The organism is Nonomuraea monospora, assembly GCF_039531895.1.
Taxonomy (GTDB): domain Bacteria; phylum Actinomycetota; class Actinomycetes; order Streptosporangiales; family Streptosporangiaceae; genus Nonomuraea; species Nonomuraea monospora.
This window is the reverse complement of sequence record NZ_BAAAQX010000004.1, coordinates 476,607-498,796: the sequence shown is the minus strand read 5'-3', so window position 1 is coordinate 498,796 and position 22,190 is coordinate 476,607. Positions and strand designations below refer to the sequence as shown.

The following is a 22,190-nucleotide window of genomic DNA, read 5'->3' as shown; positions in this document are numbered from 1 at the left end:
GATCTCAGCGCCAACCGACGTGCCGAGCCGAGTCACAGCCTGTCGGCCAGCCGCCGGGCCGCGACCTGGACGATCTCCCACGCGGTGGCGAACGGCGGCGCGTAGGACAGGTCGGACCAGGCCAGGTCGTCAACGGTCGCGCCGTGCCACAAGGCGGTGGCGGCGGCGTCGATGCGTTTGCCCGCGCCGCGCCCGCCGACGATCTGCGCGCCCATCAGCCGCCGATCCGACCGCGCTGCCAGCAACTTCACCGTGATCGGATCGGCCTCGCTCATGTAGCCGCTGGCCGTGCTGCCTTCTGTGATCAGGGATTGCACCTCGATGCCGGCGGCGGCCGCCTCGTGCTCGCTCAGGCCGGTGCGGGCGATCTCCAGGTACGTCGTGCCCACGGCGAAGCGGGTGATCGCGGTGCCGAGGACGCCGCCGAAGCGCAGCACGCCTGGTGTGACGAGGTTGGTGCCGACGATCCGCCCCTGTTTGTTGGCATGGGTGCCGAGCGGCAGGTAGGTCCACGTGCCGGTGAGCCGATGCCGGGTCTCGCAGCAGTCGCCGGCGGCCCAGATGCCGTCGGCCAGGCTTCCGTCCGGCTCGGGCCGCAGGCCGCCGCCTGGGCCGCTCGGCAACTCGGCGAGATCGAGGAAAGCGGTGTTCGGGGTGACCCCCAGCGCGAGCACGACCAGGTCCGCCGGGTGGCGCTCGCCGTCCACCGTGTACGCGCCCCGCACCCGTCCGTCCGCCACGTCCAGCCGCACGACCGGTGAGCCGGTCAGGACCCGCACCCCCGCCTCGTGCAGGCCCTTCTCGATCCGAGCGGACATGTCCGGGTCCAGGGAGCTCATCACCCGCGTGCGGGTGATCACGGTGACCGTGTGGCCACGCCTCCTGGCGGCCTCGGCCATCTCGACGCCGATGTAGCCGCCGCCGGCGACGACCACCCGACCACCGCCTCCGGGCAGTCCGGCGAGCAGGTCCAGCCAGACGGCGCCGTCGGTGAGCGTCTTGACCGGCGCGACCCCGGCATACCGCTGCCCGGTGTCGGGGTCGACGGCCCAGTCAGGCACCATGGCCGACGCGCCGGTCGCGATCACCAGCTCGTCGTAGCCCAGCACCTGCTCGCCGCCGGCATCCCGGTAGGTGACGGTGCGGGCCCGCCGGTCGATCCCCGTCGCGGTGGCGCCGAGCCGCAGGTCGATCCCGGCCTTCCGGTGCTGCTCGGCGGTGCGGGCCACCAGGGAGTCGCTGCTGGACACGTCTCCGGCGACCCAGTACGGGATGCCGCAGGCGGAGTACGACGTATCGCCGGTCGCCTCCAGCGCGGTCACAGCCAGGTTGGTGCCGGCCGCCCGGATCGCCTGGTGCGCCGCGCTCATCCCTGCCGCATCGGCTCCGAGGACCAGCAGGCGGGTGGTGCTCACCGGGTCATGTCAATCGAGGCCATGGCTCGGAGCCTAGCCAGCTCTGGACGAAGGCGTAGCGCCCGGGCCACGCCTATCGGGGAGCCGGCGCCGTGGGTTGCGGCGATCGGGCCGCCGACCTGGAGATCAGTCTGGTGTGCTGTTCGCGCTCGCTGGCCAGTCGTGGAGCCCACACAGGCTCTCCAGCCGGAGCGGACGCGGGCTCCTCCCGGTAGAAGATGTCGATGTCGACCTCTTCGCCGCCCATGACCACGGTGTCCCATGCGTCGCTGATGACCAGGACGCGCAGGGTCTCGGCCGACAGCCGGGCGAGGTGGGCACGCAGGGCGGCGTCGTCGGGGAGGCCGGAGACGCGCTGCGACAGCCGGCCCCGGATGCTCGCGAGCCGGTCCATCAGGGTGTCGAGGTCCGCCGTGACCTGCGCGTCGGAACTCGGAGCGGCGGGCGTGGAAGCGCAGCCCCTGGCGATGTTGTCCTTGATGGCGTGGGTCACGCCGTCCGCGTCGGTCGTGACCATCGCCTGCCAGGCACGGCTCTTGTGCCGGTACTGGAGCATCGCCATCGCCGCCTCGTGGCGGATGAAGTCCGCGTCACGGAAGGCCCGCCCGCGCCAGGCCTGGTTGAGCGACCGGGCCAGGGAGATCGCCGAGGCCAGCCCGCTGTTGAGCCCGCGGCCCGGCCAGAAGTGGATGGCGTTGGCGGCGTCGCCGAGCAGGAAGCCGTAGGTGCCCGGAGCGCTGGACGTCGGGGCGTACAGACGAGCGGTGAACCGCGGCCGCTGCACCATGTCGAGCCGGAAGGCGGTGACGGCGCTGAGGTTGTGCTCGGCCACGCCGAACATCGCCAGCCCTTCCCGCACCCGCCGCCACAGAGCGGACCCCTTGATCAGGGCGGGCAGGAACAAGGTGCCGTGAGTGGAGCAGTGGAAGTCGCCGTCGCCGGTGCGGCCCATCATGCACGGGCTGGCGGCGACGCACTCCTCGAACACGCGACGGACGGGGTCGATGCCGACGACCTCCTCGGCCTCCTCGTCGGTGAGCCGCATGTTGAGGAAGCCCTCACCGCCCAGGGCGTTGAGCAGGTAGCGGTTCTGGGCCACGGTCAGCAGGACCGACATGGCGTCGGGCAGGTCGGACTTGACGCGTAAACCCAGCACGACATCCTGCAGGTGCTTGCCGTCCAGGGAGTAGATCGAGCTGTCGGCGGTGCCGAACTTGCCGGTGAAACGCTCCCGCGTGCGCGAACGGCCGCCCTCGCAGATGGCGAGCACATGGTCCTGTTTCGCGCTGTCGGGATCGAAGCGGGCGGGGACGAGCCTGATGCGGTCGGGCTTCTCGCCTGCCATCTCCAGGAGCGTGTCCTCGATGTAGGAGATGCGGAGGTTGCGCGGGGCGTGTCCCTTGATGGAGTCGGGGCCGGGCGGCCACATCTCCGAGTACGCCCCGGGTTCGAACAGCCGGGCCTGCACCGGGCCGGGGAGGTTCAGGTACTGGCGGCTCTGCACGGTGACGACCTGCTGGCGCCGTACATTGCCCTGATCTTGTCCCTTCCACACCACCCGGGCGCCCTCCTGGGCCCAGCGGCCGTCATAGACGGTGACGACCACCCGTGAGCCCATGAGGTGCTCCAGCAAAAGCGCGAAGCTCAGCCCGACGGGTCCGCCGCCGGAGACGGCCACCCGGAGCACCGGTTCCGGTGTCTGGGGCAGCGGGGACGCGCTGTGGATCGTCGCGGCGTCGTCGGAGGGGAGGAAGCGGAACTGCTCGTCGCCGATCGTGATCAGGTCGCCCTGCTGGAGGACGTGCGAGGTGACGCGCCTGCCGTTGACCAGCGTTCCGTTGCGGCTCCCCAGGTCGTGCAGGACGTGACGCCCTGACTCGTGACGTATCTCGGCGTGGCGGCGCGACGCTCGTTCGCTGGTGAGCACCACGGTGGAGTCCTGCCTGCGGCCGAAGGTGGTCGGCGTGTCGCCGAGCAGGAACTGCCGGTCGGTGAGGGGGCCGTCGTGCCCGACGATGGCAGGGGGCATGATGCCCTCCTTATCGTGACAAGAGACCTGGGTGCACGTCCATCATGCGCGATCAAGGGCGGCCGCGTAAGTGAGAAGTACGCGCATCAGCTCCCGACAGTGAGTAGCAAGCGAGCGGTAGGGAATCGGCAAGCGGAATCGACATCCTTGGAGGTATCAGGGCGAAACGAGCCGATGCACCTGCGGAGGCGATGGACATGACCGGCACCAAGAGGCGAGAGTTCCCGTCCCTGCTCGAAGAGCTCGGGCACGTGCGCCGGTTCGTCGGTGGCGTCGTGGCCGGTCACCCCGCTGAGGATGATGTGATCCTGGCCGTCTCCGAGCTGGCCGCCAACGCCGTCGAGCACTCCGCCGCCACGCGTGACGACAGCTTCGAGGTGCGCATCACCCACCTGGCCGACGCCGTGCGGGTCGAGGTGCACGATCACGGTGGCGCGGGCAGGCCGCGGGCTGGTGTGGCAGGGGCGGAGGCCACTCGGGGGCGCGGGCTGTTCCTCGTGGATCACCTGTCCCGAGGCTGGGGCATCACTCACAAGCCCGACCACACGGGCGTCTGGTGCGAGATCGGTTGCACCTGCACGCTCAGTTCTGCAGCGGCATGAGGTGGTCGGCGAACTCGTCGAGCCAGCGCTCGGCCGACGACACGGGCGCGGCGGGCCGTACGACGAACTTGGTGATCCCGGCCTCGACGAAGCGCTCGATCAGGTCGCGGGCGGCGGCCCAGCCGACCGGGACGATCTCGGCGGGGTCGGCGCCGGGGTTGCGCCGGGCGATGGCGTCGATCGCGGTGGCGGGGATCTCGGTCGCGGCCACCGCGAGGCTGGTGCCGTAGTGGTCGGCCTCGATCTCGCGCCCGGCCTCGGCCGCGTGCGCCGCGATCGCCGTACGGCCGGCGGCGGCCTGGCCGGGGGTGAGGAAACTGGCCAGCCAGCCGTCGGCGAGCCGCCCCGCGCGGTGCAGGGCGCGCTCCCCGCTGCCGCCGACCCAGATGTCGAGCGGCCTGGACGGCAGGGGGCCGACCCCGGCGTTCTCCACCGTGTAGAACTCGCCGTGGAAGGTCACCTTCTCCTGCCGCAGGAGCAGCCTGAGCAGTTCGAGCGACTCGTCGAACACCGCGCCGCGCGGCCCCGGAACGGGGAACACCTCCCGTTCGGCGGGCCTGGCCGGGGTCAGCCCGAAAACGGGCAGCACGCGTCTGGGGGCGAGCGCGGCCAGGGAGGCGAGTTGCTTGGCCACCCGCACCGGGTGGCGGCCCGGCAGGATCGCCACTCCCGTGCCGACCTTCAGCCTGTGGGTGGTGGCCAGCGTGTAGGCCATGCCGACGACGGGCTCGACGGACGGCCCGTGGACGATCTCCGACAGCCACAGGGAGTCGATCCCGAGGGACTCGGCCCGCTCCGCGAGCCCGGCGAGATGGGCGGGGGTGTCTCCAGGTGGCGGCGCTATCCCGATGCGTACCTTCATCGGCCCATTATCAGCCCGCCCCCCGGCTGTACTGCTTGTGCACCCGGACGGGACTGATCACAGCAGTGGCGCCGCACCGAACGAGACGCTGAACCGCTTGCACCAGATGGTCACGCTCCGCAGGACGCTCAGATCGGCCTCGGAGGGGATGGCGTAGTTGGCGTTGCCCTGGTTGCCTTTGAGGTGGCCCAGCTCAAGGTGACGTCCGTCGTCGAAGGCGAACCAGTCCCGGGTGACCGGCTGGTCGCTCAACCAGACCCGCAGGTCAGGGCCGTCCGAGGTGTTCAGGTTCACCAGACGCAGGACCCGCGATCCGTCCGGAAGCCTCAGCACTTCCGCCGTGCCCGTGGTGCTGTGCTCGTGGGAGACGAACGTGCCACGGGCGAGCTTCTCGATCCGTTCGGCGGGCGTACTCGCCGGCTGCGCGGATGGGGTGGCGGGCAGCGGGGCATCTGCCTGGTCTCGCGGGGCTGACGACACCGTGGGCGGGGGCTCGTTCACCACGACGGTCGTGAACAGTCGCCATGGCTGGAACAGGTACATGGCGACGGCCAATACCACGACGCCCACGCCGGCGACGGCCAACAGCCGCGGCATGGTCACCAGCTGTCTCATCATGCTTCCAGGGCACCACACGGGCAGCCGGTTCGCTCTTACGTGACGATTACGGCGTCTGCTTGGGGTCGCCGTGCGGTTCTCGGCTTTTCGTCGGGCACGTATCTGGGGGAGGCCGGGCACTCTCGGGAGGGGCGGTCGTACACACCCCAGGAGGCGTCCATGCCCAGGATCGGGTTCGAATGGCAGTTTCAGCGCGATGAGCTGAGGTTTCTGGCGGATTCCAAGGACGGCTGGCAGGCCGAGGACTCCCTGCCGTCCAAGGGCCGGGTTCGCTACTGGCAGGACCCCGGGGTGGCGATCGAGTCCGACAGCGGCGACGTCGAGATCATCACCGACTCGGTGACGACGTGGGCGGCTCTGCGCCGCCAACTCGTCTTCATCGGCGAACTGCTGACCCTGCTGACGGGCCGTTCGCACGACGCCGCCGCGCTTCCGCCCGCGTTCCTGCGGACCGGCGAGCAGGAGGGCGACGCGACGACCGGCCCCAGGCGGTCGAGCAGGGCCAGGACGAGCGGCAAAGTGCAGGCCGTGCGGGCGGCCGAGGGACACCTGAGGGCCCACGACGACGTCCAGGCGGCCGATGAGCTGCGCTTCGTGCCGGACACCAACGTGGGCAACATCATCACCGTCGCACTGGCGGCGCCCATCAAGAGGTGCGAGTTCGACTCCGCCGGCGATCCGGTGATGAGGACCGTCTACGCGGCGGGCGACGTACTGGCCTTGACCGCTGCCAGGGGCAACGTCCATGGCACGGTCCAGGCCACGGTGGACGTGCCGCTGTCGGAGCTGCCCGTCCGGCTGGAGGTGTTCGGCTTCGATCCGAGTGGCCGGGTGATGGCCTGGCTGGAGGGGCGCCAGAAGACGGGCAACCTCATCGGGCTCGTCACACTGATCCAGTACATGCTGTGGGTCTTCGCCCATCAGAACCTCACCTCCGGCGACGGGCCGAAGGCGGGCTTCGCGCTGCTGCCGCGGACCAACCTGCGCTCCGTCTACATGAACGTGCTGACGGAGATGGAACGGTCCGAGTTCGACGCCATGGTCAACGCCCTGCCCAGCGGCGACAAGGATGCCCGGGTGTGTCCCCGGCCGTACGGACTCGGGGGGCGGCAGACGTACGACAATCCGCTCACCCTCTTCTGGTGGCTGCGGTCGATCCAGGCCGGCGACCCCGGCCACGGCGATGAGACGCTGGCCGTTCACATGAGCGGCGACGGTCCGCGCGGCATCGCCTACGACGCGCTGTCCCCGCCTCGCGGCTACCCCGCGCACGAGCCCATCGCCGGGCGGCCGGCGGAGTGGTTCACGTACTCCATGGGGCAGAAGACGACGCCGCACGGGGCGTCGCACGTGGTCGTGGAGTACCGGGAGACCGACCTCTTCGGGCTGAAGAACGGCATGGGGACGTACGAGCAGTTCGTCACCGCGGCGATGAACGCGGCTCACAGCGCGGGTCTGGACATGCCGCACTGACGGTGAAGGGGCCTCGGCACCCGTGCGGTCCGGGCCGCCGACGTCACCCGCTGCCTCGGGCGTCGGCGGGGATGAAGTTGCGCCGGGCGGCCCAGACGGTGCGCTCGGTGCGTACGGCGAGGTCCTCGCGGCGCAGAAGGCCGTTCGGGCTGCCGGTGTCCAGGAGCTCGTCGAGTGCGGCGAGGTCCTCGGGGCTGAGGACGGGTGCGGCGACGGTGCGAATGCGCCGCAGGCTGCCGTAGGCGTAGCGGCCGATCGCTTCGCTTCGCGCGCCTTCGATGTTGACGGTGACGGTGCGCTGGTCCTCCACGGTGAAGCCGGCGGCCGTCAGCATCGGGCCCCAGTCGGCGCCGCGGTGCGGAACGTGCTCGGCGTGGAAGGCGTCGGTCGCGGCGTGCACGCGATCTTCGAGGCCGGGCCGGCTCTCGGGGGCGTGGGCGGGCAGGAAGCGGGGGAATCCCGAGAGCTCGACGACGGCGAACAGGCCATCGGGGGCGAGCAGCTCGCGGACGCTCCGCAGGGCGCGGCCGGGGTCGGCGAGGTGGTGCATCGAGGCGGAGGCCCACACCAGATCCGGCGTGCCGAGGTCGGGCCAGTGGTCGGTGTCGAGGTCGGCCTGCACGGTCCGTACGCGCCCGTCGACCCGGCGGGCGCAGGCCTTCTGGCGCAGGAGCTGGAGGTGCCCGGCCGAGGTGTCGACGGCGGTGACGTGCGCGTCGGGGAAGCGGTCGAGGAGCGCGAAGGTACCCGCGCCGGTGCCGCAGCCGAGGTCCACGATGTGGCGCGGCTCGCCTTTCAGGGGCAGCCAGGCGGTGATGGACGCCAGGTGCTCGGCGAGCACTTCGGCGTCCAGCTCAAGGATCTCCGCCTGACCGTCATGGTCGTGGTCAGAAGTGTGCTGATGCGTTGGAGGCATGGCGTCAAGGTAAGCCCGTCATGCGCATGCCGCACAATCCCTTGCCGAATGCGCAAGGAGGTGGCTCGATGTGCTGCCCGTCGCGCAATACGGTGATCCGCTATTCGGCGGCGGCGTCCTTCTGGTGGCCGCGGCGGGCATCGCGGTCGAAGATGCCCATGATCTCGCACGGCCCGCCCTCGGCGCCGATGGCGTGCGGCATCATGGTGGGGAACTCCGCGGCCTGGTTGGTCTCGATGCGGAAGCGCCGGTGGCCGAGCATGAGGACGGCGGTGCCGGACAGCACCACCAGCCATTCGCGGCCGGGGTGGGCGCGCATGCGGGCGGGGTTGTCGGGCGGCGGGTCGGTCATCCGCTGACGCACCACGCTCATGCCGGGGTCGCCCTTCACGGACCACCGCATCAGGCCGTGCGCGCCGTCGATCATCGGGCTGGTGACGACGTCGTCGGCGGCGTTCTCGACGAGCTGGTCCAAGGTGGTGTCCAGCGCGCGGGCGAGGGTGACCAGCTGGTCCAGGGCGAGGCGGCGCCGGCCGTTCTCGATGCGGCTCAGTGACGACTGGCTGAGGTTGGCGCGCGTGGCCAGTTCCTCCAGCGACAAGCCTTGTGCGACGCGCAGTGCGCGGATTCGTTTGCGTACGAGGCTGTCCAGCCGCTCATCTTCTTGCGTCATAGGCAACATGGTATGCCACAGATGCAACCACGGCCTAACGTCGCATCCAGACGGTCCCCCATCAACGCCCTGCCCGCTGCTGAAGAGCCGCGCGGTGAGCAGACCCCAACCTCACTGACCTGGGCGACAGGCCCTCATTTCGCATGCCCTTTTCGGAAGGAAATCAATGAGTACCAACCAGCCTCCTCAGCCCGCGGCCGAGCCGGACGCGCGTCAGCTGCGCACCATCCTGATCGCCGTCTCGATCGCCCTGATGGCGGTCATCGCCTCGGTGTCCGGCCTGAACGTCGCCCAGACCCACATGGCCGTCGAGTTCAACGCCTCCCAGACCACCGTCCTGTGGATCATCAACGTCTACACCCTCGCCCTGGCCGCACTGCTGCTGCCGCTCGGCGCGATCGGCGACCGTCTGGGCCGCAAGCCCATGCTGATCACCGGTCTGATCGTCTTCGGCGCCGCCAGCGCCGTCGCGGGGTTCGCCCCGTCGGCCGCGGTGATGATCGGCGCCCGCCTGGCCGCCGGGGTCAGCGCTGCGATGATCATGCCGATCACCCTGGCCGTCATCACCTCCACCTTCCCCGAGCGGGAACGCGGCAAGGCGATCGGCGTGTGGACCGGCGTCGCGGGAGGCGGCGGCATCCTGGGCATGTTCCTGTCCGCCCTGCTGGTCGACGTCGCCGACTGGCGCCGGCTGTTCGTGCTGCCCGTGGTGCTGGTCGTCATCGCGCTGGCGATGACGCTGAGATCAGTGCCTGACTCCCGCGAACGCTCCGCCCACTCCTTCGACACCGTCGGCGCGCTGGTCTCCACGATCGCCGTGACCGGTCTCATCTTCGTCCTGCAGGAAGGCCCCGAACACGGCTGGACCGCCCCCATCACGCTGATCAGCCTGGCCGCCGGGGTCGTCGCCGCGATCGCCTTCGTGGCCTGGGAGCTGCACCGCCGCGACGCTGCTCTCCTGGACGTACGCCTCTTCCGCGAGCGGGGCCTGGCCTCCGGCTCCGTCACCCTGCTGGTCGTCTTCGGCGTCCAGGCCGGCATCGCCGTCGTTCTCTTCCCGTTCTTCCAGGCCGTGCTCGGCTGGTCCGGGCTGCTGTCCACGGTGGCGATGATGCCGATGGCCGTCATGATGATGATGACCTCGGCCCTGGCCCCGAAGCTGGCCGCCAGGATCGGCGCCCGCTCCACCATGTCCGCCGGCGTCGCGCTGGCCACCCTCGGCCTGACCCTGATGGCCCTGTTCGTGTCCGTGGACGGCGGTTACCTGTCCATCCTGGCCGGCATGCTCGCCATGGGCCTCGGCATGGGGCTGTCGATGACGCCCTCCACCGAGGCGATCACCGGCTCGCTGCCCCGCGCCAAGCAGGGCGTCGCCTCCGCGCTCAACGATGTCACCCGCGAGTTCGGCACCGCACTCGGTGTCGCCATGCTCGGCGCGCTCCTGGCCGGCGGCTACCGCGGCGCCATCGACGGCAGGCTCGACGGCATCCCCGCGGAGGCCGCGCAGACCGCTCGCGAAGGCGTCGCCAACGCCATCGAGGTCGCGCCCGGAACCGGCGGTCACGCCCAGGACCTGATCCGCGCGGCACAGCAGTCCTTCGTCGAAGGCTGGCAGCAGGCCATGTGGGCCGGCGCCGCCGTCATGGCCGCTCTGCTCCTCTACGTCGCTCTGCGCGGCCCGAAGAACACCGCACCACTTCAGCCGGAGACCGGAGTCGCGGAGAACGCCGCCGTCCGCTGATCCGGCAGGAACTCCGACGCCGGGTAAAGCTCTGAACCCTATCGGTACGTGGGGAAATGCCCCAGAATGTCCGCCATGGGTTCTTCCTCGATCTTAGCCAGCCTCCCTTTCGCCATCGGCATCGTCATGCTCGGCCTGGGCCTCAGCCTGACCCTGGACGACTTCCGGCGGGTAGGCCAGTATCCGAAGGCGGCCGTGGTAGCGCTGCTGTGCCAGATCGTGCTGCTGCCGGCCATCTGCTTCGGCCTGGTGCTCGCCTTCGGCCTCCCGCCGGAGCTGGCCGTCGGGATGTTGCTGGTCGCGGCGTCGCCCGGCGGCCCCACGGCCAACCTGTTCAGCCACCTGTTCGGCGGGAACGTCGCGCTGAACGTCACGCTCACCGCGGTCAACTCCGTGCTGGCCGTGGTCGCGCTGCCGATCGTGGTGAACCTCTCGGCCGGGTACTTCTTGCCCGATGGGGCCGCCCTCGGGCTGCAGTTCGACAAGATCACGCAGGTCTTCCTGATGGTGATCGGGCCGGTCGCGATCGGGATGCTCGTGCGCGGGCGGGCGCCGGAGGTGGGGCGGCGGCTCAACCTCCCCGTCCGGGTGCTGTCGGTCGTGGTGCTGCTCGGGGTCATCTACGCCGTGCTGTACTCGGAGCGGGAGAACCTCGTCGGCTATTTCGTCTCGGTCGGGCTGGCCGCGCTGGCCTTCAACGTCGTGAGCCTGCTGATCGGCTACGGCGTGCCGCGCCTGGCCGGTGTCGACCATCGCGCGGCGACCGCGGCCGGGTTCGAGATCGGCATCCACAACACCGCTCTCGCCATCACGGTCGCGTTGAGCCCGACGCTGCTGAACAGCGCCGAGATCGCCATCCCCGGCGCGGTGTACGGCATCGTCATGTTCTTCACGGCGACCGCGTTCGGCTGGTTGATCAGCCGTGGCGCCCGGAGGCCGGTTCCCGCCGGATGACCGCTTGAACCGCAGCGCAACACCCTCCAATGACCAGGTCTTGGGCCCGTATACTCGGTGCACGCCGCGGCCCGCCGCGGGTCGCAAGCGGACCAATGTGTCCTGTCCATCCAGGAGTCGGCGTGACTGGGCCCGCTCACCCCGTTCGGCCCGGCGGCGAAGACCCGCCGACCGGCGCCGGTTCGCTGCGTCTCCAGATCCTCGGTCCGCTGCGGCTGTGGCGTGACGGCGCCGAGCTGGACGCCGGCCCACGGCAGCAGGCGCAGTTGCTGGCCCTGCTCCTGGCGCGGGTGGGCCATCCGATCAGTACGCGCGAACTGATCGACCTGATCTGGGCGGACGACGCCCCCGCCAGTGCGCTCAACCTCATCCAGAAGTACGTCGGAGCCTTGCGGCGGGTGCTCGAACCCGAGGTCGCCGCCCGGGCGGCCGGGACGTACCTGCACCGCCGCGGCAACGCGTACGTGTTCGACGCGGGCCCCGGCACGCTGGATCTTGTCACGTTCCGTGAACTTCTCCAAGCCGCGCGGGCCGCACTCGCCCAGGACGCTCACGACGTGGCGCTCGGCCACTACGTCCAGGCGATCGGCCTCTGGCGTGGCCCCGCGGGCGACGGGCTGTCCCATGGACTGACCGCGATGCCGATCCTGGCCGCCCTCGACGACGAGTTCTACGCCGCCTGCGCGGCGGCGGCCGACCTGGCCGTGTCGTCACGCCGGCCGGAGCTGGTGATCCCGCCGTTGCAACTGGCCGCGTCGATGGCGCCGTTCCACGAGCCCGTACACGCCGGTCTCATCACCGCGCTCGGCGCCGCTGGACGGCAGGCGGAGGCGCTGTCGGCGTTCCACGCGGTCCGCGACCGCCTCGCCGAGGAACTCGGCATCGACCCCGGCCCGGCGCTGCAGGCCGCGCACCTGCGGGTGCTGACACAGACCCCGGCGCCGCCCGCGGTGACGAGCGCGAGCGACCGCGCACCGGCGAGGCAGGCGCCCGGTCTGGTCGGCCGGGGCGAGGAGCTCGGCGTGCTGCGTCAGGCCGTCGAGGCGGCGCTCACCGGCCGCACCGGGCTCGCCATCGTCGAAGGCGAGCCGGGCTCGGGCAAGACCCGCCTCCTGGAAGAGGCCGTCGCCGCGGACCGGCGTGGCGCGCTCGTCGTCTGGGCCTCCTGCCTGGAAGGCGATGGAATGCCGTCGATGTGGCCATGGGAGCAGGCGCTCACCGTCGTCCTCGACAGCCTGCCCGCGCCGGCGCGCGAGAAGTGGCTGGCCGGCGAGCTCGGCCGCCTCCTCGAATCGCGGGACGACGACGCCGCGCCGCCGCTTTCCGGCGGACGCGCCCAGTTCCGCCTGTTCGAGCAGGTCGTCACGTTCATCGGCCAAGCGTCGGCGGAACGGCCGACGCTGCTCGTCATGGACGACCTGCAATGGATCGACGCCACCTCGCTCCAGCTCTTCAACCACCTGGCGCACCGGTTACCCGCCGGCACCGCGATCATCGGCGCCCTCCGCGACCGCGCACCCACCCCAGGCCCTGACCTTTCGCGGGCCCTGGCCGCCGCCAGCCGGCTGCCCAGCCACCGCAGGATCCACCTCGGCCCGCTCAGCCTGACCGACGTGGCCGAGCTCATCCGCCGCGAGACCGGCCGCGAGCCCGGCGCGGACATCGCCCGCAACATCCACGTTCGCACCGCCGGCAATCCCTTCTTCGTCCGCGAGCTGTCGCGGCTCCTCAGCGACCGCGGCGCGCTCGGCGACGGCGACGCGTCGGCCCGCGCCGGGGTGCCGTCCACCGTGCGGGACGTCGTTCGCGATCGGCTGGCGGGACTCGACGACAGCACTCGCGACCTGCTGCGGGTCGCCGCGCTGATCGGCCGTGACGTCGAGCTGGGCCTGCTCGCCCGCGCCGCCGGCATCGACGTCGCGGACTGCCTCGAACGCCTCGAACCGCTGCACGCGCTCGGCCTGCTCGAAACAGGGCCGGAGGACCCGTTCACGTGGCGATTCGCGCACGACCTGGTGCGCGAATCCGTCACCGAGACCACGGAACAGCTCCGGGCCGTCCGGCTGCACCTGCGCGTCGCGGACGCGCTCGAAGAAGGCCACGCGGACGACGAGTCCGTCACCGAACGTCTCGCCTTCCACCTGTGTGCGGCCGGTCCGCTCGCCGAGCCGGTCCGTACCGTGGAGGCGCTGAAGCGCGCCGGTCGTCGCGCGACGACCAAGCTCGCGTTCGCCGCCGCCGACCGGCACTTGGAGACGGCCGCCCAGATCGCGCGGCACGCCGGGCTCCCGGAGCTCGAACTCTCCGCCCTCTCGCTGCTGGCCATCGCCCCGCGCCGGCAGGCCGGATTCGGCGGCACCACGTTCGACCTGCTGGAACGTGCGGAACAGCTGGCCCGCCAGCTCGGCCGTGAGGTCGAGGCCGCGGGCCTGCTCTTCGCTCGCCTCTTCGGCGCCTACACCTTCCTGGAGTGGGACCGCGTCCGGCTGGTCCGCCGGCTGTACGAGCAGGGGGAGGCGTCCAGCGATCCGGTCGTCCAGGTGTACGGGCGGCAGGCCTGGGGCCTGCACCAGTGGGACACCGGCCACATCGGCGAGGCCCTGCGGTGCTTCAGCGAGAACAACCCCGGCCTGCTCGACGGCGTCGTCTCCCCGCACAGCGAGACCCCGATCCGGCGTGACGTCTCAGGCGAGTGGCCCGGCTGGCATGCCGTCGTCACGGCACTGCACGGTGACGTCGGGACGGCGCAGACCATCATCGACAAGTGGAACGGCCCCGACGACTCCTACGCGGTCGCGACCTGGGCGTACTACACGGCCATCATCGCGTCGATGGCCGGTGACGCGGACTGGGTGCTGCGCACGATCGACCGGTGGATGACCGTGGGCACCGGCCGCGCCGCCGTCCAGCAGGAGCACTACATCCGGTTGATCTGGCACTGGGCCCGCGCCCTCGTCGGCGACGACCCGGCCCGCATCGCGGCGGAGACCGACGAGATCCTGGCCGGGACGCTGGTCGACCCGCCGCGGTGGGGCGTCGCCTACCACCACGCGCTGAGCGCCGAGATGTGGCTGGCCGCCGGGAAGCCGGACGAGGCGGGCATCTCGCTCGACCGGGCGGACCAGGCCCTGGAGGCCTACGGCCAGCGTTACGCCGAAGGGCTGGTCCTGCTGCTGCGGGCGCGCCTGCTGCACGCCCGCGGCGAGCCCGCCGAGATGGTACGCGCGGCTGCCGAAGAGGCGCGCGACCGGTCCAGCGAACGCGGTTCTCATTTGTTCGCCCGCCGCGCCGCGAATTTCCTCGCCGAGCTTTAGCCGCGGCCGGTCAGTGCGCGATGTGCGACCGGGGCGGCGAGTAGACGCTCCAGACGTGGAAAACCAGCCCGATGCCCCAGAAGACGATTGACCACAGCGGCCAGAAATGGCTTCCCGGGTCGTAGAGAACCCACACCACCACCTGGGCCAGATTGGACAGGACATAAAGCAGCACGTGAATCCGTAGGCCCCACTTCCTGGCGGCCTCGCTCTTCTTCGTTTTCATGCCTGCACGCTAGATCGACGCACTTCCCGAACACTGACCTGCGCGATTCAGTGGCCGTCAAGTATCCCGGATCTACGCTGACCTGCAATCGAGGTGCCAATCGCATTTTTCTGGAAGGACCACACCATGACAACGACTCGCCGAGCGGTGCTGGCCGGATCCGCCGCGGTCGCCACCGGCGCCCTGCTGGGAACGTCCGAGGCGCAGGCGCAGCCCCAGCAGGAGGCCAAGGCCAAGCCCACCGTGGTGCTCGTGCACGGCGCGTTCGCCGACTCCTCCGGCTGGAACGACGTGAGCGCCAGGCTCATCCGCGAGAACCATCCGGTGATCGCCCCGGCGAACCCGCTGCGCGGCGTGGCCGCCGACTCCGCCTACCTGGCCTCCGTCCTCGCCACCATCAGTGGCCCGATCGTCCTTGCCGCGCATTCCTACGGCGGGCTCGTCATCACCAACGCGGCGACCGGAAACCCGAATGTCAAGGCGCTGGTCTATGTGGCCGCGTTCGCTCCCGACGAGGGTGAGTCGCTGCTGGACCTGCAGACGAAATACCCGGGCAGCAAGCTCGACGAGGCGGCGCTGGACTTCCGTCCCTACGGCGGCGGACTCGTCGACGGATACATCAAGAAAGAGGCGTTCCACGACGTCTTCGCCAAGGACGTGCCCAAGGCGACCACCGACCTGATGCAGGCGGGCCAGCGGCCCGCCGACACGCGTGCGCTCGGTGAGCCGTCCGGCGCGCCGGCGTGGAAGACCATTCCCTCCTACTACCTCATCGCCAGGAACGATCAGGTGCTGCCCGTCGCGGCACAGCGGTTCATGGCGCGGCGGGCCGGCTCACGGGTCCACGAGGTCGGCGCCTCGCACGTCGCGATGATCTCGCAGCCGTCCGTGACCGCCGACCTCATCAGACGCGCCGCGCGCTGACGTGACCGTCTGGAGGACGCAACGATGCATCAACGTGCCTACGAAGGCCAGTGCACCGCAGAAGAGGACCGGCACACCCTCGCCGAATCGACCGCCCGCAACCCGAGGCCGACGGTGTTCGCGCTCGCGCTGGGCACCTTCGCGATCGGCACCGGCGAGTTCGGCAGCAACGGCATCATCCAGTTGTTCGCGTCCGATCTGGGCGTGTCGATCCCCGTCGCGACGCACGCGATCACCGCGTACGCACTGGGGGTGGTGATCGGATCCCCGGCGATCACTCTGCTCGCCGCGAGGGTCAACAGACGCACCCTGCTGCTCGGCCTGATCGCGTTGTTCCTGCTCGGCAACGCGCTCTCCGCGCTGGCGCCGGACATCTCGCTGCTCGTCGTCTTCCGGTTCGTCGCCGGAAGCGTGCAGGGCGCGTTCTTCGGCGCGGGCGCCGTCGTCGCCGCGTACATGTACGGGCCGGGCAAGGGCGGCAAGGCGTTCGCCACCGTGATGGGCGGCCTGACCGTCGCCACCATCGTCGGGTCGCCGCTCGGCACGTTCGTCGGCCAGAGCGCCGGCTGGCGTGCCATGTACTGGGTGGTGGTCGTCATCGGCCTGCTCGCCGGCGCCGCCCTGGTGGCGTGGCTGCCACGTACCGATGACCTGCGCGGCGGCTCCGTCGCGGCCGAGCTGGGCGCCCTGCGCCGGATCAACGTCTGGCTGATGAGCGCCGTCGCCGCGCTCGGCATCTCCAGCATCTTCGCCGTCTACACGTTCATCGGCCCGTTCGTCACCGACGCGGCGCTGCAGGACCCCTCGCTCATCCCGGTCGCGCTCGCCGTCTTCGGCCTCGGCATGGCCGTCGGCAACCACCTCGGCGGCCGCGTCGCCGACCAGCACGTGCATCGCGGCCTGACCTGGGGGTACGGCGGCGTGCTCGTGCTCCTGGCGCTGATCGGCGTGGCCGGCGGCAACCTGGCGATCCTGCTGCCGTGCCTGTTCGGCGTCGGCGCGACCATGATGTTCGCGATCCCCACCATCCAGGTCAGGCTGACCGGCTTCGCGCCGGGCGCCCCGACCCTGATGGGCGCGCTCAACCTGGCCGCACTCAACCTGGCCAACTCGCTGGGCGCGGTCGGCGGCGCGATCACCCTCCAGGCCGGGTGGGGAACGCTGTCCACCGTCTGGGCCGGGTTCGTCCTCACCACCGCCGGGCTCCTCCTCTACCTCGTGACCGTGGCCCGGCCCCCTGTCCCGGCGTCACACCTGACTTAAGGAACTCCACATGCCCACTCGAGTGACCCGGCAGACCGTCGATCTGTCCGCCTATCCGGACCTCATCGTCCTCTACCTCGGCATGCGCGTGAATCAGCTTTACGGGATCCGCACCTTCTTCAGCTTCGGCCGGAAGATCAGTGAGTCGGTCGCCGGCAAGCCGGACGGGCTGCTGCTGCATGAGCCCGTGTACTACTCGTTCCTGCCGATGAACATGGGGATGCGCCAGTACTGGCGGGACCTGCCGTCACTGCTGGCCTTCGCCCGGTCCGAGCCGCATCGGGAGTGGTGGCTCGACTTCCTGCGGGACTCGGGCGGCACCGGTTTCTGGCATGAGACGTACTCGGCCAGGGGTGGCATGGAGGCCGTCTACGACGACGTTCCCCAGCCGCTCGGGTTCGGCCGGTTCGCCGGGATCCGGCGGGCTCGCGGGCCCATGTTCGGGTCCGCGGCCCGCTTGGGACGCTCCGACGACGGCATCCCCGTCCTGAGTGAGAAGGAGCTCTACGAGTCCTAGCCGCTCGGTCGTCCCGGGTCATGACAGGGACATCGCTGTCCCCGTCATGACGTTCGCTCATGGGCGCCGCGCTCAACCGAGGTTCACGCGGGTCAAGGAGTTGACGCGCGTCGCCATGATGCTGACGTTGAATATCGAGATGTTCGAGGTCGTGGTCGCGTTGCACGACAACCGCACGATCCCGGACGTGCTCACGGTACGCGCCGTGACCGCCGCCAGGCTGGCGAGCTGACCGTTGGGGCCCAGCGAGGCGACCGTGCGGGTGTTGTTGGTGCTGCTCTCACTGATGATCAGCAGCGTGCAGGCCAGGCCGGACGCGGTGGCCGTGTTGTTGCGGCCCGTGATCGTGGCCTCGGCCGTCCAGTTCCCGGCCGGGACGTTGAAGTCGAAGAACACGTTCGCGGCGCCCGTCGCGGTGCGGGTGGCGAACGTGTCGACGATGATCACTTCGGGGGGTACCGCGGCGGACGCCGGGACCGTTAAGCCGATGCCGGTGAGCGCCGCCACCGCCGCCACCCACATCGCGCGCCGGCCGCGTACCTTCTTGAGAATCGCAGCGGACATGCCGCACCACTCCTCACATCCGGGGGCGGTGATTCGCCGCCCACTACGCTCCGATCGTGGCGTGCGGCGTTGCGCAACCGTCGCATCGGCATCGGTGCCCACACGCGGTAACGTCAGTTTCTTGGACGGCCGTCGCCCGCCCTAGAGGACGTCGGTGATGCGGCCCGTGGCGGCCTCGTCCTGGCCGGCGACGTGCTCATCCATGAATCGGCGGATCTGGATGGGGGTGCGGATCTCGACCGCGTGCGGAGGAACGCTGGTCTCCTGGAACGTGTACGCCGAAGAGGGCCAGCTGGGGCGGCGATGACGCCGATGCGCCTCGGCGATGCCCACATGCCACACGCTCGCCCGCAAGGACAGCGAATCCACCAGCCACAACTGGTAGTCGTCACGATGCTCGGCCAGGTGGGCGATGTAGCTGGTGAGCACCGTCTGCGCGACCGTTTCGGCCCTTTCGGCCATGATGATGCCATCCGTGCACTCGCCGGGAGCCCCACACCAGCCCCTGGCATGCTGGTCGGTGTATTCGACGAGGTAAGCGAAGCGGCAGGTGGTCCCGGACGCGTCGTCCGGCTCGCCGAACTGCTCGGCCGCCTGTGCGGAGAGCCACGACCAGTCGGCGATGCTGGCATAGAGGGCCGCCTGCTGCTTGATCGGCGGGTCGTCGTGGGTGGCGGTCTCGTCCAGGGGTGGCATGTTGAGTAGGGTCGCCACCTGGTGCAGCCGGGGGAGGGGGACCAGGCGGTCCCGCACATTGGCGAGATCGGGTGTCACGAGCCTCAGTGTGGTGGGTCGTTCGCCGGTTGGTCAGGTGAAGACTTAAAGATCTTCCTTGGCGTATCCACATGTTGTGGGCGTGTGCGGGCCGGCCTGCGGCGCTGGGCGCTTCACATGTGCGTACGGGCGGACCAGAGTTCGGGAAAGACCGCCCTGGCCATGCTGCGTTCGAGCCACCCCAAGCCGTTGGACCCGCCGCTGCCCGGCTTGGCGCCCATCGATCTGCGCACCGCCGCCACGTGCGCGTAGCGCCACTCCGCGAACCGTTCGGAGACCTCGGTCAGCGCGTCCCCGAGCTCCCGGAGGCGGGCGCGTTCCGGGTCGTCGCGGTAGACGCGCACCCAGGCCTGCTCGACCGCCTCGCTGGGCTCGTACTCGCAGCCGTGGTTCCGGTCGAGTACGGCGGGCGGGAGGTCGTGGCCGTGTCTGGCGAGCAGGGCGGTGGCGGCGTCCCAGACGCTGGGCTCGTGGAAGGCGCGGCGCAGATCGTCGCTCACCGCCGCGTCCTTGAACGGCCGCAGCAGCGCCTCGTTCTTGAGTCCCAGCCGGAACTCCACCAGCCGGTACATGCCCGACTGCAGCCCTGACGCCTCCCCGAGCAGGTCGCGGAACTTGTTGAAGTCCGCGGGCGTCATCCAGCGCAGGCCGTTCCAGCTCGCGTTCAGGGCCTGCAGGTGCAGGGCCGTGCGGCGCAGCGCGTCGAGGGCGGCGGGCAGCCGGTCGGTCCGCAGCGCCTCCTGGACGGAGAGCAGTTCGTACGCGATGAGCTTGAAGTACAGCTCCATCACCTGGGTGATCACCAGGAAGGACATCTCGCCCGGAGCATCGCTCAACGGGCGCTGCAGGCCGTGCAGGATGTCGGTGCGGACGTAGGCGTCGTAGGGGAGCTCCCGCTCGAACTCGAGGGTCGGCAGGCCGCCGCCGGCCTCGGCCCGTTCGGCCCGTTCTCTGGCCGAGGCCGGGCGTACCCGTGCTGTCGTCTCCATGTGCGGCGCTCCTTTCGTTCAGCGGCACCTCATGATGGTGCGGCGACAGCGGGGAAGGAATGCCGGATCAACGGCCTTTTCGCGAAATGCCTTATGTCTGGTAACCATTTCCTGCACGTCGGTTTTTGAGCGAAAGGATCCGCTGGTGGACGCCATGGACTGGGAGCTGCTGCGCGAGCTCCAGGAGAACGCCCGGCTCTCGTTCAACGAGCTGTCGCGCCGCGTCCACCTGTCACCGCCCGCGGTGGCCGAGCGGGTGCGGCGGCTGGAGGAGACCGGGGTGATCAGCGGCTATCACGCCGCCGTGGACCTGACGCGGGCCGGTTGGGGGGTGTCCGCGTTCGTGCAGCTCACCTGCTACGGGCCCACCTGCGTGCTGCGCGATCCGGGGGTGGCGGACTGGCCGGAGATCCGGGAGATCCACCGGGTCACCGGTGACGTGTGCAGCATCCTCAAGATCGCGGTGCCGTCGATGGCGGCGTTCGAGGCCCTGATCGATCGGCTGGCCGCCTACGGGACGCCGTCGAGCACCATGATCTTCTCCAGCCCGCTCGCCCACCGGCCGGTCAGCGCGGCGCCGTCCGAAGGGCCGATGGCTTAGAGATCCACGGTGAACCCCAGCCCGCGCTCGCGCGCCACCCGGTAGGCCACCGAGGCCGCCGCGACGTCGAGTGCGGCGTGGCCGGTGGACTTGAACAGCGTCAGCTCCTCCGCTGAGCCGCGACCCTGATCGGAGCCGTCGAGCACGGCGCCGATCAGGCGGGCCGCGCCCGGGTCGATGCCCTGCAGCTCCCAGGCGCCGGCCGGTGGCGGCTCGGTGACGGCGCCCCGCCACTCCACGAACAGTGCGGACGCCCGCAGGGTGTCGTCGCCGAACTCCGGCCCGTCGGAGCCGCCCACCGAGCTGAGGTGTGCGCCGCCGCCGAGCCAGGACCGGCGCAGTACGGGCTCCCGGCTGGAGGTGCAGCAGAACACGACGTCCGCCTGCCTGACCGCCTCCTCGATGCCGCACGCCCTGGCGGCGGGCACCCGCGCGGCGAGGCGTTCGGCGGCGGCGCGGTCACGCGCTCCGACCAGGAGCCGCGCGGAGTCCATCGCCGCGACGAGGTCGATCTGGGCGCGAGCCTGCGTGCCGGTGCCGATGACGGCGATATGACGGGCGTCGGCCCGCGCGAGCGCCGTCATGGCGGCGGTCGCGGTGGCCGCCGTGCGGAGCGCGGTGATCGTCTCGGCGTCCATGACCGCCAGCGGCCGGCCGTTCTCCTCGTCGAAGTAGGCGACGATGCCGCGGTGGGCGCCGTGCCCGCCCGTCGTGACGGCGGAGAAGACCGTCACGAGCTTGGCGGCCAGCCCGAGCCGGGGAACGTAACCGGGCATCGCGCCCAGCAGCCCGTGGGAGGAGCGGGCCGCGACGCGGGGCGGGGCGGAGGTCTCGCCGCGGCTGACGGCGATCAGCGCGGTGCGCACCGCCGCGAGGAGCGCGTCAGGTGGTAGTGCCGCCCTGGTCTGGTCCCGGTCGAGGACGAGAACTCCGCTCACTGCGGTGTCAATCAAGGTCGGCTCCGGGGGTCGTGCCGCTCAGGGTGGCGCGCAGCTCGTTCGTCGCGGCGATGAGGCTGTCCTTCAGCTTCGCCAGGGTGGCGTCGTCGAACTCGCTGTCGAGGCCGACGATCGTCAGAGCGCAGATCGGGCGCCCGTTGCCGGTGAGCACCGCGCGGCTGAGCGAGGCGATCACTTCTTCGTTGCGCCCGCGTTCCAAGGCGAAGCCGGTGTGGCGGGCCTGGTCGAGGTCCTTCAGCAGCTCGGCCCTGAACGCGGCGGGGTCGCGCTGCTGCTCGGCGACGCGCAGGTAGGGGACCCGCGCGGCGTCGTCGAGCGCGGAGACCAGAGCCGTGGGGCCCGCGAACTTGTGGATGGGCAGCAGCTCGCCCAGCAAGTCGGTGATCATGGCCAGCCGCGGTGGGCGTACGACGTCGATCACTCGCGCGCCCTCGGGCTCCAGGACCTGCAGGTTCACCATCATCGCCGTCTGGTCGGACAGCGACTGGAGCACCGGCCTGCTCAGCACCACGAGCGAGTTGGCGGCGGCGGCCTGGGAGAACTGCAGCACGATCGTGCCGGGCAGGTAGTGGTCCTGGCTGCGCATGATCCAGCCGCGGCGGACCAGGTCGACCAGGATGCGGTAGGCGGTGGCACGGTGCATCCCCGCCAGGTTCGCCAACTCGCTGAGTCGCAACGGGCGGTTCGCCTGGACGACGGCCTCGATGAGGTCGAGGGCTTTGTCCACGGCAGAGCTGGCCGGCTTGGGCAAAGGTCCCCCTTCACGGTCGTCGGAG

21 protein-coding genes are annotated in these 22,190 nt (G+C 70.6%); 9 read left to right on the top strand and 12 right to left on the bottom strand.

The window, feature by feature from the left end:
• Positions 1–32: 32 nt before the first annotated feature.
• Together ABD331_RS11220 and ABD331_RS11215 are read right to left on the bottom strand one after the other, a co-directional pair.
• Positions 33–1,415: an FAD-dependent oxidoreductase gene (locus ABD331_RS11220; RefSeq protein WP_344473370.1), complete on the bottom strand. Its 1,383-nt coding sequence runs from the start codon at positions 1,413–1,415 to the stop codon at positions 33–35.
• A gap of 73 nt (positions 1,416–1,488) precedes the next feature.
• The gene (locus ABD331_RS11215; protein WP_344473368.1) at positions 1,489–3,444 is read right to left on the bottom strand and encodes an FHA domain-containing protein; all 1,956 of its coding nucleotides are present in this window, start codon (positions 3,442–3,444) and stop codon (positions 1,489–1,491) included.
• Between the two features lie 197 nt (positions 3,445–3,641).
• Between ABD331_RS11215 and ABD331_RS11210 the strand changes: the two genes are divergently transcribed.
• Complete coding sequence (locus ABD331_RS11210; protein ID WP_344473366.1) at positions 3,642–4,046, top strand: ATP-binding protein; 405 nt, start codon at positions 3,642–3,644, stop codon at positions 4,044–4,046.
• On the opposite strand, the gene ABD331_RS11205 is transcribed toward ABD331_RS11210, so the two are convergent.
• Together ABD331_RS11205 and ABD331_RS11200 are read right to left on the bottom strand one after the other, a co-directional pair.
• On the bottom strand, positions 4,027–4,908 hold the full coding sequence (locus ABD331_RS11205; RefSeq protein ID WP_344473364.1) for a TIGR03854 family LLM class F420-dependent oxidoreductase: 882 nt from the start codon (positions 4,906–4,908) through the stop codon (positions 4,027–4,029). The genes ABD331_RS11210 and ABD331_RS11205 overlap by 20 nt on opposite strands.
• Positions 4,909–4,965: 57 nt before the next feature.
• Positions 4,966–5,505 (bottom strand): DM13 domain-containing protein, encoded by a 540-nt coding sequence (locus ABD331_RS11200; protein ID WP_344473412.1) that lies wholly within the window; start codon positions 5,503–5,505, stop codon positions 4,966–4,968.
• Between the two features lie 180 nt (positions 5,506–5,685).
• Here ABD331_RS11200 and ABD331_RS11195 point away from each other — a divergent pair, with 180 nt between their 5' ends.
• Positions 5,686–6,999: a hypothetical protein gene (locus ABD331_RS11195; RefSeq protein ID WP_344473362.1), complete on the top strand. Its 1,314-nt coding sequence runs from the start codon at positions 5,686–5,688 to the stop codon at positions 6,997–6,999.
• 43 nt (positions 7,000–7,042) lie between these two features.
• On the opposite strand, the gene ABD331_RS11190 is transcribed toward ABD331_RS11195, so the two are convergent.
• Together ABD331_RS11190 and ABD331_RS11185 are read right to left on the bottom strand one after the other, a co-directional pair.
• Complete coding sequence (locus ABD331_RS11190; RefSeq protein WP_344473360.1) at positions 7,043–7,915, bottom strand: class I SAM-dependent methyltransferase; 873 nt, start codon at positions 7,913–7,915, stop codon at positions 7,043–7,045.
• 100 nt (positions 7,916–8,015) lie between these two features.
• Positions 8,016–8,597, bottom strand: coding sequence for a helix-turn-helix domain-containing protein (locus ABD331_RS11185; protein WP_425565986.1), 582 nt, complete (start codon positions 8,595–8,597; stop codon positions 8,016–8,018).
• Between the two features lie 157 nt (positions 8,598–8,754).
• Between ABD331_RS11185 and ABD331_RS11180 the strand changes: the two genes are divergently transcribed.
• The 3 genes from ABD331_RS11180 (at position 8,755) to ABD331_RS11170 (ending at position 14,597) form a co-directional block, all read left to right on the top strand.
• Complete coding sequence (locus ABD331_RS11180) at positions 8,755–10,329, top strand: MFS transporter (protein ID WP_344473356.1); 1,575 nt, start codon at positions 8,755–8,757, stop codon at positions 10,327–10,329.
• Between the two features lie 75 nt (positions 10,330–10,404).
• Positions 10,405–11,283 carry a bile acid:sodium symporter family protein gene (locus ABD331_RS11175; RefSeq protein ID WP_344473354.1) on the top strand — a complete coding sequence of 293 codons (879 nt, stop codon included), beginning with the start codon at positions 10,405–10,407 and terminating at the stop codon, positions 11,281–11,283.
• A gap of 122 nt (positions 11,284–11,405) precedes the next feature.
• On the top strand, positions 11,406–14,597 hold the full coding sequence (locus tag ABD331_RS11170; RefSeq protein ID WP_344473352.1) for an ATP-binding protein: 3,192 nt from the start codon (positions 11,406–11,408) through the stop codon (positions 14,595–14,597).
• 10 nt (positions 14,598–14,607) lie between these two features.
• Here ABD331_RS11170 and ABD331_RS11165 read toward each other — a convergent pair whose 3' ends face one another.
• On the bottom strand, positions 14,608–14,823 hold the full coding sequence (locus ABD331_RS11165; RefSeq protein WP_344473350.1) for a 2TM domain-containing protein: 216 nt from the start codon (positions 14,821–14,823) through the stop codon (positions 14,608–14,610).
• Positions 14,824–14,949: 126 nt separating this feature from the next.
• Here ABD331_RS11165 and ABD331_RS11160 point away from each other — a divergent pair, with 126 nt between their 5' ends.
• The 3 genes from ABD331_RS11160 to ABD331_RS11150 are packed head-to-tail and all read left to right on the top strand — an operon-like array spanning position 14,950 to position 17,527.
• Positions 14,950–15,747 carry an alpha/beta fold hydrolase gene (locus tag ABD331_RS11160; RefSeq protein WP_344473348.1) on the top strand — a complete coding sequence of 266 codons (798 nt, stop codon included), beginning with the start codon at positions 14,950–14,952 and terminating at the stop codon, positions 15,745–15,747.
• 24 nt (positions 15,748–15,771) lie between these two features.
• Positions 15,772–17,010: an MFS transporter gene (locus ABD331_RS11155; protein ID WP_344473346.1), complete on the top strand. Its 1,239-nt coding sequence runs from the start codon at positions 15,772–15,774 to the stop codon at positions 17,008–17,010.
• Positions 17,011–17,020: 10 nt separating this feature from the next.
• The gene (locus tag ABD331_RS11150) at positions 17,021–17,527 is read left to right on the top strand and encodes a monooxygenase family protein (RefSeq protein ID WP_344473344.1); all 507 of its coding nucleotides are present in this window, start codon (positions 17,021–17,023) and stop codon (positions 17,525–17,527) included.
• Between the two features lie 72 nt (positions 17,528–17,599).
• Here ABD331_RS11150 and ABD331_RS11145 read toward each other — a convergent pair whose 3' ends face one another.
• The 3 genes from ABD331_RS11145 to ABD331_RS11135 form a co-directional block, all read right to left on the bottom strand.
• Complete coding sequence (locus ABD331_RS11145; RefSeq protein WP_344473342.1) at positions 17,600–18,091, bottom strand: hypothetical protein; 492 nt, start codon at positions 18,089–18,091, stop codon at positions 17,600–17,602.
• A 141-nt stretch (positions 18,092–18,232) separates the two neighbouring features.
• Positions 18,233–18,865 carry a hypothetical protein gene (locus ABD331_RS11140; protein ID WP_344473340.1) on the bottom strand — a complete coding sequence of 211 codons (633 nt, stop codon included), beginning with the start codon at positions 18,863–18,865 and terminating at the stop codon, positions 18,233–18,235.
• 113 nt (positions 18,866–18,978) lie between these two features.
• Positions 18,979–19,854 carry a tryptophan 2,3-dioxygenase gene (locus tag ABD331_RS11135; RefSeq protein WP_344473338.1) on the bottom strand — a complete coding sequence of 292 codons (876 nt, stop codon included), beginning with the start codon at positions 19,852–19,854 and terminating at the stop codon, positions 18,979–18,981.
• A gap of 154 nt (positions 19,855–20,008) precedes the next feature.
• On the opposite strand from ABD331_RS11135, the gene ABD331_RS11130 reads away from it, so the two are divergent.
• Positions 20,009–20,455 carry an Lrp/AsnC family transcriptional regulator gene (locus ABD331_RS11130; protein WP_344473410.1) on the top strand — a complete coding sequence of 149 codons (447 nt, stop codon included), beginning with the start codon at positions 20,009–20,011 and terminating at the stop codon, positions 20,453–20,455.
• Here the strand turns inward: ABD331_RS11130 and ABD331_RS11125 are convergent.
• Positions 20,452–21,408, bottom strand: coding sequence for an ornithine cyclodeaminase family protein (locus tag ABD331_RS11125; protein WP_344473336.1), 957 nt, complete (start codon positions 21,406–21,408; stop codon positions 20,452–20,454). The genes ABD331_RS11130 and ABD331_RS11125 overlap by 4 nt on opposite strands.
• Positions 21,401–22,165, bottom strand: a complete 765-nt coding sequence (locus tag ABD331_RS11120) for an IclR family transcriptional regulator (RefSeq protein ID WP_344473334.1) — start codon at positions 22,163–22,165, stop codon at positions 21,401–21,403. Before ABD331_RS11120 ends, ABD331_RS11125 begins: the two co-directional genes overlap by 8 nt.
• Positions 22,166–22,190: the final 25 nt, after the last annotated feature.